At 57.7% G+C, this 12,310-nt stretch carries 10 protein-coding genes; 6 read left to right on the top strand and 4 right to left on the bottom strand.

The genetic code is table 11. The features are described from left to right. Positions 1-10 precede the first annotated feature (10 nt). The gene (locus tag N879_RS09085) at positions 11-544 is read left to right on the top strand and encodes a DUF2818 family protein (RefSeq protein ID WP_009456672.1); all 534 of its coding nucleotides are present in this window, start codon (positions 11-13) and stop codon (positions 542-544) included. 131 nt (positions 545-675) lie between these two features. Here the strand turns inward: N879_RS09085 and N879_RS09080 are convergent, their stop codons facing one another. After that, positions 676-1,791, bottom strand: coding sequence for an NAD(P)H-dependent flavin oxidoreductase (locus N879_RS09080; protein WP_009456671.1), 1,116 nt, complete (start codon positions 1,789-1,791; stop codon positions 676-678). Positions 1,792-1,961: 170 nt separating this feature from the next. Here N879_RS09080 and serB point away from each other — a divergent pair, with 170 nt between their 5' ends. Next, the gene (serB, locus tag N879_RS09075) at positions 1,962-2,813 is read left to right on the top strand and encodes a phosphoserine phosphatase SerB (RefSeq protein ID WP_009456669.1); all 852 of its coding nucleotides are present in this window, start codon (positions 1,962-1,964) and stop codon (positions 2,811-2,813) included. Between the two features lie 62 nt (positions 2,814-2,875). Here serB and mfd read toward each other — a convergent pair whose 3' ends face one another. Then, complete coding sequence (gene mfd, locus N879_RS09070) at positions 2,876-6,355, bottom strand: transcription-repair coupling factor (protein WP_021446887.1); 3,480 nt, start codon at positions 6,353-6,355, stop codon at positions 2,876-2,878. Positions 6,356-6,384: 29 nt separating this feature from the next. Between mfd and ispD the strand changes: the two genes are divergently transcribed. Further along, on the top strand, positions 6,385-7,086 hold the full coding sequence (gene ispD, locus N879_RS09065; protein WP_009456665.1) for a 2-C-methyl-D-erythritol 4-phosphate cytidylyltransferase: 702 nt from the start codon (positions 6,385-6,387) through the stop codon (positions 7,084-7,086). Continuing rightward, the gene (gene ispF / locus N879_RS09060; RefSeq protein WP_021446886.1) at positions 7,083-7,568 is read left to right on the top strand and encodes a 2-C-methyl-D-erythritol 2,4-cyclodiphosphate synthase; all 486 of its coding nucleotides are present in this window, start codon (positions 7,083-7,085) and stop codon (positions 7,566-7,568) included. Before ispD ends, ispF begins: the two co-directional genes overlap by 4 nt. Before the next feature lie 64 nt (positions 7,569-7,632). On the opposite strand, the gene N879_RS09055 is transcribed toward ispF, so the two are convergent. After that, positions 7,633-8,958: a sensor histidine kinase gene (locus N879_RS09055; RefSeq protein WP_009456663.1), complete on the bottom strand. Its 1,326-nt coding sequence runs from the start codon at positions 8,956-8,958 to the stop codon at positions 7,633-7,635. Between the two features lie 119 nt (positions 8,959-9,077). Then, positions 9,078-9,812, bottom strand: a complete 735-nt coding sequence (ompR, locus tag N879_RS09050; protein ID WP_003801024.1) for an osmolarity response regulator transcription factor OmpR — start codon at positions 9,810-9,812, stop codon at positions 9,078-9,080. A gap of 277 nt (positions 9,813-10,089) precedes the next feature. Here ompR and N879_RS09045 point away from each other — a divergent pair, with 277 nt between their 5' ends. Together N879_RS09045 and N879_RS09040 are read left to right on the top strand one after the other, a co-directional pair. Next, complete coding sequence (locus N879_RS09045; protein ID WP_009456661.1) at positions 10,090-11,322, top strand: bifunctional tRNA (adenosine(37)-N6)-threonylcarbamoyltransferase complex dimerization subunit type 1 TsaB/ribosomal protein alanine acetyltransferase RimI; 1,233 nt, start codon at positions 10,090-10,092, stop codon at positions 11,320-11,322. After that, positions 11,319-12,242 (top strand): uracil-DNA glycosylase, encoded by a 924-nt coding sequence (locus tag N879_RS09040; RefSeq protein ID WP_021446885.1) that lies wholly within the window; start codon positions 11,319-11,321, stop codon positions 12,240-12,242. The genes N879_RS09045 and N879_RS09040 overlap by 4 nt, the downstream gene beginning before the upstream one ends. Positions 12,243-12,310 lie beyond the last annotated feature (68 nt).

The following is a 12,310-nucleotide window of genomic DNA, read 5'->3' as shown; positions in this document are numbered from 1 at the left end:
AGGTAGCACTATGGACCAAAGCCTTTCCATCTGGGTCTTGATTGTTCTTTCCGTGATTACGGCTAATCTGCCGTTTCTCGTGGAAAAGCCCTTGCTGGTTTTGCCTTGGTCCATGCCGGGCGAGCGCTCAGGCCTCTCGCCCTGGCTGCAGCTGATCGTTGGCCTTGTGTACCTGGCCGTGCTGGCTGCTTTGGGTTTGGGAATCTACACGGTGATTGCCTCCAGCTCTGGCCTGAGCTCCTTGCCAGTCATGTTGGGCAAGTTGTTTTTGGGTCTGGCTTTGGTGGGAGCCATGTTTTACTTTCCGGCCTGGCGCTCCCGCCATCAGAAAGTTTCCAAAGGCTTTTTTTCTCGCCTTCTGGAAGTCTGTGCGTTTTACGGGATTATGGGTGCGTTCGGCTTTGCTTTTGAAGCCAGCATCGGTAACCCGTTCAAGCAGACTTGGGTGTTCTACACCATTACCTTTGCTTTATTCTTGGTGATGGCGTACCCCGGCTTTGTGTATCGCTATTTGATGCGTCACCCCAAGGGCAAGTTTGAATAGTGCTGAATGCATGAAAAAACCTCGCAATTTTGCGAGGTTTTTTTTGTCCTGAATGTCTGGGCCATGCCGTCAGCGGCTGGCTTTGACGCATGTGAGGGGCTGCACACCGCGTGTGCAGCCCCCAGAATCGATCAAGGTTTGTCCAGGGGAGCATGGGTAGCGCCAGCCACGCCCAGACGCTTGCAGACGCCCTGAGCCTCTTGGGCGAGAACCAGTGTCAGTTCCTCGGCAGGCAGGGCACGACCCAAGGCAGCGCTTTGTCCGCTCCAGAGGGAACTGAATTCGGTACGGCCTTGTTTTTCGGCTTCGATACGCAGCGGGCTGAGAGCCGAACCCGCATGGGGAAATACCGGAGCGCTGGCACTTAAAGGACCGATTTCATCCATCAGACGAGTGCGGATACTGCGGGCAGGGCGACCGGAGAACAGATTGGTCAAGGCTGTGCTGTCCGAGCGACTATTGGACAGTGCTTCGCGATGCAGTGGAGTGATCTTGGATTCAGGGCAGAACAGGTAGGCCGTGCCAATTTGAGCGGCGCTGGCGCCCAAGGCCAGGGCGGCAGCAATACCGCGTCCATCGGCAATACCACCGGCCGCAATTACGGGAATAGTGACGGCATCGGCAATCTGGGGAACCAAGGACATGGTGCCCACTTGGGTATGCACTTTATCGTCCAGGAATATGCCACGGTGGCCACCGGCTTCCAGACCCTGGGCGATGATGATGTCGGCGCCGTGCTCTTGCAGCCAGACTGCTTCAGCCGTCGTGGTAGCGCTGGACATGATCAGGGCACCGGCTTTTTTCACGCGCTGGACCAGCTCGGGGGAGGGCAGGCCAAAGTGGAAGCTGACGACTTCGGGTTTCAGGTCTTCGACCAATTCTGCATGTTGGCTGGAGAAGGGCGCGCGTGCCGCTTTGGGCAATTCCTGATTGGGGTCCTGGCCGTATTCCTGGTAGTAAGGCATCAGGCGCAGACGCCACTCTTGCAGAGCCTCTGGCTCCAGGCGCAGGTCTTCATGACAAAAGAAGTTCAGATTGATAGGGGCCGATACGGCTTGCCGGAACAAGCCTACTTGTTCCCGAATCTGCTCCGGGCTGAGCATGGCGCAGGCCAGAGAGCCCAAGCCGCCAGCACGAGCAACGGCAATAGCCAGTTCGCTGTCTTGGGCGCCGGCCATAGGGGCTTGAATGATGGGATGTTCGATGTGGAGCAGATCCAGCAAGGTATTGTTGGGCCAGATGTACATGGAGGGCGTCCTCGGTCATTTCGCGATAGCTTTTATCGTAGCAGGATGAGTTCAGGCTGAAAACTGACATTGCGCCTGTTGGCAGGGCCGTGCCGGGGCCGCAGCAGGCTACAATAATCGTCTTTTGGCACAGTGGCTGTGCTGTATTTTCTTGCTTTGTGGACGATCTGATGTCTCATCTCATTCTTCAAGGGCCGCGCCTGGATAGCGCCATCATCGAAAAAATTGCGGCAGTGGTGCAGGCCGATGGAGTGCAGGAGCTGGGTCCTACCGCCGTGCGCCTGCTGGGTGCAGATGCTACGCAACGCGCTGAGGTGCAGGCCCTGTGCAAGACCGGCGCGATGGATTTTGCTTTTCTGGAGCAGATTGATCGCCTGAAAGAAATGCGTGTGCTGGCAATGGACATGGATTCCACGCTGATCAATATCGAGTGTATTGACGAGATCGCCGATATGGCTGGCCGCAAGGAGCAGGTTGCCACAATTACTGAAGCGGCCATGCGCGGCGAAATCAAGGACTTCACCGAGAGTCTGAATCGTCGTGTCGCATTTCTGGAGGGTGTGCCCGTCAGCGATCTGACTCGCGTCTATGAAGAGCGCTTGCAGCCTAACCTGGGTGCAGACCGCTTGATTGCGACGGCCCATGCCCACGGGGTGAAAACTTTGCTGGTGTCGGGGGGCTTCACCTTCTTCACCGAGCGCATGAAAGACCGTTTCAGTCTGAGCTACGCCCACTCCAATACCTTGGAAGTGGTGGACGGCAAACTGACCGGTAAAGTGTTGGGCGCAATTGTAGATGGTCAGGCTAAAGCCCGTTTCCTGCAGGAACTGGCGGCTGAGCTGGGTGCAGGTCCAGAGCAGTGTATTGCGATTGGAGATGGGGCCAATGACTTGCCCATGATGTCCAAGGCCAAGTACTCGGTGGCTTATCGTGCCAAACCGGTGGTGCAGGAGCAAGCCAGCTTTGCCTTGAATCACTCTCCGTTGGATGCCGTGTTGAACTGGTTCCGCCTGGACGTTTGATGTCGGCGGATCGTCAGCCTAGTATGGCGAAAAAATGAAGGTGGGCGCCGCAAACTCAAGGCTTACTTTTCTTTGCGCAAGCTGTTCAAGACATTACGCACGGCTTGAATACGGTTCTTGATTTCCTCGCCTTTGGTAATTTCAACCTTGAGCTTGTCCGGCCCAGCCAGGCGTACCTGCTTGTTCTTTTGCACCAGCTCAATAATGCTGACCGCGTCCACATTGGGCTTGGAGGAAAACTGAATCGTCGCTTGAGCTTCGCTGGCATCGATTTTCACAATGCCCAGCGGTTCGGCCTTGATGCGCAAGCGATGTACGGCCAGCAGGTTCTCGCCCGCTTCTGGCAGCAGGCCGTAGCGGTCGATCAGCTCCTCATGGATATGGATCAGGTCGTCTTCGGTACGGGCGTGCGACAGGGCTTTGTAGTGTCCCAGACGGGCATTCACATCCGGACAGTAGTTGGCCGGCAGCAGCGCAGAAGTATGCAGATTCACTTCGCACTGCAAGGCAAAGGGCGAGTCCAGATCAGGTTCTTCACCGGCCTTCAGGGCTTTGACGGCGGTGTTGAGCATATCCGCATACATGGAATAGCCCACTTCCTGAATGTCGCCGGATTGGGATTCGCCCAGCACTTCACCGGCACCCCGAATTTCCAGATCGTGCATGGCCAGGAAAAAGCCGGCACCCAGCTCTTCCATGGCCTGAATGGCTTCCAGTCGCTTTTTCGCATTGCTGGTGATGGCATCCTCGCCGGGGGTCAGCAGATAGGCATAAGCCTGGTGGTGGGATCGACCCACTCGTCCACGCAACTGGTGCAGTTGAGCCAGACCCAGGCGATCCGCACGGTGGATGACGATGGTATTGGCCGTGGGCACGTCAATGCCGGTTTCAATAATCGTGGTACACAGCAGCACGTTGTAGCGCTTCTGGTAGAAGCCCTTCATGACGGCTTCCAGTTCGCGTTCCGGCATTTGGCCGTGGGCCACTGCAATACTGGCTTCCGGCACCAACTCTTCCAGACGGGCACGGCGGTTGTGAATGGTTTCGACTTCGTTATGCAGGAAGTAGACCTGACCACCGCGTTTCAATTCGCGCAGCAGCGCTTCGCGTATGGTGCTGCCATCTTCACGACGCACGAAGGTCTTGATCGCCAGACGTTTTTGCGGTGCCGTGGCAATGACGGAAAAGTCCCGTATGCCTTCCAGGGACATGCCCAAGGTGCGTGGAATAGGTGTGGCGGTCAGGGTCAGGATATCGACTTCGGCACGCAGCTGTTTCAAGGCCTCTTTCTGGCGCACACCAAAGCGGTGTTCCTCGTCGATGATGACCAGACCCAGTTGTTTGAAACGCACATCCGAGGACAGGATTTTGTGCGTACCAATCACAATATCTACGCTGCCATCGCGCAGGCCAGCAATTGCGGCCTGCGTTTCCTTGGTCGAACGGAAGCGGGACAGTTCGGCAACACGGATGGGCCAGTCGGCAAAACGGTCCGAGAAGGTCTGCGCATGTTGCTCGGCCAGCAGAGTGGTTGGGCACAACAGGGCAACCTGTTTGCCATTGGCCACGGCCAGAAAGGCGGCACGCAGGGCGACTTCGGTTTTACCAAAGCCCACATCCCCGCAAACCAGTCGGTCCATAGGCTGGCCTGACGTCATGTCGTTCACGACGGCTTCAATGGCAGCAGCCTGGTCCGGTGTTTCCTCAAAGCCAAACCCTTCGGAGAAGGCTTGATAGTCATTGAGCGGCAGCTTGAACTTGAAGCCTTCACGAGCGGCGCGCTGAGCGTACAGGGCCAGTAATTCCGCAGCGCTGTCACGTGCTTGTTTCGCAGCACGGCGGCGGGCCTTATCCCATTGGCCGGAGCCGAGCTGGTGTAAAGGTGCATGCTCGGGATCAGCACCGCTGTAACGGGCAATCACGTGCAACTGGGCTACGGGCACATATAAAGTGCTGCCTTTGGCGTATTCCAGGTGCAGGAACTCGACCGGGCCTTCGCCCAGGTCCATTTCTTTCAGGCCGCAGTAGCGTCCAATCCCGTGCTCGGCGTGAACGACGGGGTCGCCTTCACGCAGTTCGGACAGGTCCCGCACCATGGCTTCCACATCGCTGCTGCGCTCGTTGCGGCGACGGCTGCTTTGGGTGCGAGTCTGGGTGGGGTAAAGGTCGTTTTCAGTCAGCAGGCTCAGGCTGTCATGCACCAAGGCAAAGCCACGTGACAAAGGCGCGACGACCAGGGCAAAAGCCGCGTCTGACTCCAGGAAATCGGCCAGACTCTGGCAGTCTGTTGCGGGTGACAGATCATGTTCACGCAGCATCTGCAGCAGCGTTTCCCGACGACCTGCCGAATCCGCACACAGCACGGTCCGGTTTTTCGGGTCCAGCACTTCTTGCCGCAGTTGAGCCAATGGATCCTTGTCGCGTCGGTTTACAGCAACCACAGGCAAAGGCTCGAAATCGGGATGAGCTATAGGCTGGTTGTCAGCCTGGGCGCTCAGGCTCAGGCGGCTGAAAGGCTTGATGCCATTGAAAAACTGCTCGTCTGACAAAAACAGGCTTTCTGGCGGCAGAATCGGGCGTTCACGGTCGTTCTTCAGGAAGGAAAAACGGCTATGAGTATCGCTCTGGAAGCGGCCAATCGCGTTTTGTGCATCCCCGTGAGTAATGACCAGGCTACCTTGGGGCACATAGTCCATCAAGGTGGCCGTTTCTTCAAAGAACAGCGGCAGATAGTATTCAATACCGGCAAAGGCAATACCGTTGCCTACATCTTTATAGGGCAGGGCACGTGAAGGATCGCCTTCAAAGAACTCGCGGAAACGAGCCCGGAATTGCGTGCGCGCCTCTTCGTCCATGGGGAATTCACGGCCGGGTAGCAGCTGGATTTCCTTGACCGGATACAGGCTGCGCTGGGTGTCGATATCAAAGCTGCGTATGCTTTCAATTTCGTTGTCGAACAGGTCCAGACGGTAAGGCAGCACTGAACCCATAGGGAACAGGTCAATCAGGCCACCGCGAATGCTGAATTCGCCTGGAGCGCTGACCTGTGTCATATGGGTGTAGTTGGCCAACATCAACTGGGCGCGCAGTTGCGCCTCATCCAGCTCGTCGCCCTGGCGGAATGAGAAGGTGTAGGCGGCCAGAAAGGAGGGCGGAGCCAGACGATACAAGGCGGTGGTGACGGGGACCGTCAGTACATCGACCTCGTGCATGGTCAGGGCATGCAAGGTGCGCAAACGCTCGGAGATCAGATCCTGGTGCGGAGAGAAGCTGTCGTATGGCAGTGTTTCCCAGTCCGGCAGTTGGCGAACGCGCAGGGCGGGGCCAAACAACAGGATCTCCTCGGCCAGCCTTTGGGCCGTCAGGGGATCGGCGCAGAGCACCAGAATAGGCGCTTTATGTTGGCGGGCCAGGTCGGCAATCAGGCAGGCATCACCCGAGCCGGGGGGCATGGGCTGCGAGTAGCGTTGACCGGGGCGTAAGGCAGCCAGCACATCTTGGGTGCTGGGCAGGGACAGGGAGTGCTGTTTTTCGGTTTCCATCAGGATTGTCATTATAAAATCACCCACCTATGAAGACTACCTTGATTGCAATTGTTCCAGCCGCCGGTATTGGCTCGCGCGCCCTGGATTCTGCCACGAAGGCGCAAGGCTTGCCCAAGCAATACCGTTTGCTGGGTGGGCAGCCCATGTTGCGCCGCTCGGTACAGGCTTTGCTGGCTGATGAGCGCATCAGCCAGGTGCGGGTGGCCGTGGCCCCCGGTGATACCTGGGCCGCCGCCGCCCTGGAAGGCTTGCCGCGCACGATTTGTCTGCCTTGTGGTGGGGAAACGCGGGCAGAAACGGTGCTCAATACCTTGCAGAGCCTGGATAAGGACGAACAAGCCTGGGCTCTGGTTCACGACGCTGCTCGTCCCGGTTTGCCCAGGAAGGCTTTGGCGCGCCTGATTGATGCCTGCTTGCAGGCGCAACGCGGTGGCTTGCTGGCTTTACCCGTGCCTGATACCGTCAAGCGCGCAACGCCCGCCGAGCCGGTCGCGGTGCAGGGAACAGTGGACAGAGATGGACTGTGGTTAGCGCAGACTCCCCAGCTGTTTCCTGCCCATACTTTGCGTGAGGCTCTGCTAGCGGCTAAAGAACAGGGTTTTGCGGTGACGGATGAGGCCAGCGCCATGGAGTTGACGGGTAGCCAACCCTTATTGATATTGGGTTCGGCGCGGAATTTTAAAGTCACCTGGCCTGAAGATTTTGAATTGATGGAGAAATGGTTATGAGCATGCCGATTCGCGTAGGACAAGGTTTTGATGTGCATGTGCTGTGCGAAGGCCGGCCTTTGATTCTGGGCGGCGTCACCATTCCGCATACGCATGGCCTGATGGGTCATTCGGATGCCGATGCCTTGCTGCACGCCATTACCGATGCGATTTTGGGGGCGGCGGGTCTGGGAGATATTGGGCGTCACTTTCCGGACACGGACCCAAAATACAAGGGTGCCGATAGTCGAGTGCTGCTGCGTCATGCTTATGAGCAGGTACGCGCGGCGGGCTGGTTGGTAGGCAATGTGGATGCCACGATTCATGCGCAAAAACCCAAGATCGCACCACATGCTCCGGCGATGGTGGCCAATATCGAGGCCGATCTGCAATTGGAACCCGGCAGTGTGAACATTAAGGGTAAAACAAACGAGGCGATTGGTTTTGTGGGACGCCAGGAAGGGATTGCGGTGACCTCAGTCGCCCTGTTGTACCGTGCTTGATCGGCTTGGGACTGAACCCGGCCTTGGGCAAGGGGGGCTATCCCCTGCCTAAGGCTCAAGGTACTCAGATGGCTTTGGTGTCTTTATCGCCTTGCGTTCCAGGTGCATTACGACTGGCACGGATGCGGGGCAATTGAATGCGCGCGGTCAAGCCCTCGGACGGCGCACTGACCAGCTCGAAGTGACCTCCGACTTGTCCCAGCAAACGCTCCACAATAGCTAGTCCCAAGCCTGCGCCACTGACGCCTGTGCGTGCAGAGACGCCGCGCGAGAAGGGGCGCAGCAGGCGCTGGATATCGCCCTTTTCAATACCGGCTCCCTGATCCTTGACGGCAATCACCAGAATATTGCCATGCTGATGCGCCGACAGCTCAATGCGTGCCCGATCATCCTCAGGACTGCGTCCATAGCGACGGGCATTTTCGATCAGGTTGGAGACGATACGCTTCAAGTCGTGAGCGCTGATGCGAGCATACAGATTGGGTTCGACGGAGGCCGTCAAAATTCCACCCAGCGATTCTGTATGCGTGCGTTCGCGTTCGTAGACGTCATTGAGCACGGCGGAAACATCAATGCCATGTTCAGGGACTGCCGTAGCGGGACGGGCGTACTCCATCAACTGACCAATACTGTGGTCAATCTGGGCCAGGTCCTCGTCAATGGCGGCGCGGGTTTCGTCCGAGACCTGGCTTAATTCAATTTCCAGACGCATGCGCGCCAGCGGTGTGCGCAAGTCGTGCGAAATACCGGCCAGCATGATTTCTCTATCGGCCTCCGTCTGGCGAATGTCGCGCGCCATACGGTTAAAGGCGATATTCATGTCGCGGATTTCAACCGGACCTTTTTCAGGCAGGGTACTTGGGGTCTCGCCACGGGCCAGTTGCTGAGCCACTTTGGCCAACTGAGCTAAAGGCCGGTTCACAAAACGCACACTGACAGCGGCACCAATCAAGGCCAGCAGCAAGGCGGTAGCGCCCCAGCCAAGCCATTCCACGCCGGCAGTCAGACTTAATTGTTCGCGATCAAAGACCAGCCAATACTGATCTTCATTGATATCAAAGGAAACCCAGATGCCCGGCACGCTGTTGACCGACCACATGATCAAAGTCTGGCTGCCCAGTGCGCCACGCACTTCGGTAGAGACGTGCTGCCAGTAGTTGGAGCGCGGCAGGGGTTCCAGTTCGTCCGTGTTCTCGCGTGGTTGTACGCGCAGACTTTCCTTGGTGGCCAGATCCAGCAACAGGGCAGGGCGTACCGCCGGGGGCGCGTACACCAGGGCCGAGCGGGTGATGCTGACAATGGACGCCACGCGCTGCGCCATTTGGGCTGCGCGTGGGCCTTCTTCCATACTGAAGAATACTTGCAGCCAGGCACCCAGGCTGACGAGCATCAACGCTGCGAGCAATAAAAAAGACCGGCTGAATAAACCCAGCCGGATACTTGAGTTTTTTGTTGCTCGGCGTTGGGCGGCCACGGCGGGCCGCCCTTCTTGCTGACCGGAAGACAAGGTCAGTTACCGCCGTCTGGAACAAAAACGTAGCCCAGACCCCAGACCGTTTGAATGAACACGGGCTTGGAGGCATTGGGTTCGATCAGCTTGCGCAGACGCGAAATCTGCACGTCCAGGCTGCGGTCAAAAGCTTCGTATTCGCGGCCACGCGCCAGTTCCATCAGTTTGTCGCGCGACAAGGGGATCTTGGGATGACGGGCAAACACCTTCAGCACGGAGAACTCGCCCGTTGTGATGGGGACGACTTCGTTGTTGCGTGTCAGTGTTCGTGTGGACAGGTTCAGCACATAGGGGCCGAACTCGATCGATTCATTTTCCTGACTAGGTGCGCCGGGGTGTTCCTCGGTACCACGGCGTCGCAAGATAGCGTTGACACGGGCTAGCAGTTCGCGGGGGTTGAAAGGTTTGATGAGGTAGTCATCGGCGCCCATCTCCAGGCCCACGATACGGTCGATTTCTTCGGCCTTGGCTGTGAGCATGATGATGGGAGTGTTGTCGTGTCCGCCGCGCAGCCGACGACAGATGGACAGGCCATCCTCGCCTGGCAGCATCAGATCCAGTACCAGCAGATCGAAATGCTCGCGTTGCCAGAGTTTGGCCATTTCTTTACCGTCTTCGGCGACGAAAACGTTGAACCCTTGTTCAGACAAGTAGCGGCGCAATAAATCGCGCAGCCGGGGATCGTCGTCAACGACAAGGATTTTGCGGGTGAGGGGGGGGGTCGGCGTATTCATAGCGAAAATGTAACAGGCATCAGAAACCGCGTATAGGGGGGTGTAGAAAAATATTACACATTAAGCGTTTTGTACTATTTATGCGCCTTGCAGCGGATTTGGACTGGCTTCACAGAAGATTATATGGTGGCAAATAGTTTGACAGCCCGGCTTGAGTCAGGTCAAAAAAAAAGCGGCCAGAGGGCAAATACACCCGAAATTCCATGGTGGACTGCTTTGTCCTTGTCCGATCCCAGGGAGCTGCCTATTTTGAGTCTGCTTAAACTAAAATAGCGCGATGGATGCACATATTCTTGCCCTGGAGACTTCCTCCAATCTCTGTGAACTGACCTTGTTGTCTCGCACCCAAGCGGGTATTTCGCTGGTGGAGCTGAGCCACGAGGGGACTGGCGATCATGCCGAACGCCTTTTGCCCATGGCCGAGCAACTGCTGGAGCAGGCCGGTCTGGATAGGCACGCCCTGACGGCGATTGCTTTCGGCCAAGGCCCTGGTGGTTTTACCGGCCTGCGCGTGGCCTGTGGTGTAGCTCAAGGTATGGCTTTTGCTCTGGACCTGCCGGTGCTGCCCGTTTCCTCCTTACTGGCGGCTGCTGCTTGCGGTACGCCTGTAGAAGGCACAGCCTATGTGGTGGCACAGGATGCGCGCATGCAAGAGGTCTACGCGGCTGTCTACTGCTGGGCAGCTGAGAAGTCCTGGTCTGTGCTGCAAAGCCCGGTCTTGCTGGATGCCGCGCAGGTCACTACCTGGATCGCCCGTTTGCAGGCTGAAGGTTTGATCGCAGAGCAGCAGCCTATTCAAGTCGTCGGTGACGCATTGGAGCAGTTTCCTGATCTGGCCCCAGCTGTTCTAGCACAGGGCTGGGAGGTGGGTCAGGCATGGCGTGCAACAGGTGCCAGCGTGGCGCATTTGGCTTTGCATGATCTGGACGAAGGGCGGGGTATCTCCCCGGATCTGGCCATGCCGCTGTATGTGCGCGAGAAAGTCGCTTACACCATTCAGGAGCGTGAGCAGGGCTTGGGTGGAAACCCTGCGGCTCTGGATCAACCTCTACAAATTGAAGCCATGCAGGCCGGGCATGTGTCCGCCGTGCTGGATATTGAGCGTCGTGTGGAAAGCCATCCCTGGACGGCAGGCAACTTCACGGATGCCCTGGGCAATAGCGCGTACTGCTCCCGGATCATTCACAAACAAGGCCAGGTGCAAGGCTATGCCGTTTGGCTGCAAGCTCCCGATATGATTGAGCTTTTGCTGATTGGGGTGGCCCCTGAACAGCAGCGGCGCGGTCTGGCTTGGCAATTGCTGGACGACGGCCTGCAGTGGGCTCGTCAGCATCAACTGGAGCGCGTGGTTCTGGAAGTGCGAGCTTCGAATGCTCCGGCTATCGGCCTGTATCAGAAGTACGGTTTCAAGGCGGATGGCCTGCGTAAAAACTACTATCCGCTAGGCGATGGACTGCGTGAAGACGCGGTCTTGATGAGTCTGAACCTGGCCAGCAGGGCTGGGGCATGATCGATTTTCAGCCTATCTCCCCTCTGCAACGCACCTGGCTTTTGGAGTTGGGGCTGGAGCGTGCTTTTCTGGCGCGTCTGCCGCAGGCACAGCCGCTTGGGCAATCCGCAGCCATAGCAGCAGCCCCTGCGCAAGAGGCTGCAGCGGCCCCGCAGACGGCTCAGTTTGCAGGCCGAAATCTGGATGATGCAGGCAGCCCTGCGCCTGTTTCAGCTCCCGCAGCGGCTACTGATGCCATGTCGGCGCGTGATCAGGCGCTGGCGGTTTTGCGTAAATCCGGCGCTCGACCTGTTGCAGCGGCTCCTGTGGAGGAAGTGGTTCAGCGGCCTGCTGTACTGATTCAGCCCGAAAAAGCCCAGGATATGGCCAGCTTGCTGGAGCAGGTACAGGCTTGTCAGGAATGCGGTTTGCATACGGGCCGCGCTCAAGTGGTATTTGGTTCAGAGCTCTTGTCCGAGCCGGACTGGATGATTATTGGTGAAGCGCCGGGCACCAGCGATGATCGCAGCGCCCAGCCTTTTGATGGCAAAGCCGGTCTGCTTTTGCAAGCCATGCTTAACAGCGCGATTCCTGATGCTTCGGTCTATAAAACGCATCTGGTGAAGTGCCGCCCCTTGGGCAACCGTCCACCCACCCAAGAAGAGCTGGCCGCGTGTCGTGCCTTTCTGGATGCACAAATTCGCTTGGTACAGCCCCGTCGCTTGCTGGCCGTTGGCCATTTGGCGGCGGTGGCACTAAGTGGTCGTGAGGAGGATCTGGAGGCTTTGCGGGGCCAGGCCCTGACGTATACCGATGCCCAGGGTCGTAGCCTGCCTTTGGTGGTGACTTACCATCCTGCCTCGCTGTTGCTGCGCCCGCAGCACAAAGCCAATGCCTGGCGGGATTTGTCCTTGCTGCGCAAGTTGCAGGGCCAGTCCTGATCTCAGTTCTTGCAGGCGGCTTTTAGCGCTGGGTTGCCTCTCGTCAGACGTCATCATGGAAAAACACC

It is taken from the genome of Alcaligenes sp. EGD-AK7 (assembly GCF_000465875.3).
Lineage (GTDB): Bacteria > Pseudomonadota > Gammaproteobacteria > Burkholderiales > Burkholderiaceae_B > Alcaligenes > Alcaligenes phenolicus.
The sequence above is the reverse complement of the archived record's forward strand: the minus strand, read 5'-3'. Positions and strand labels throughout refer to the sequence as shown.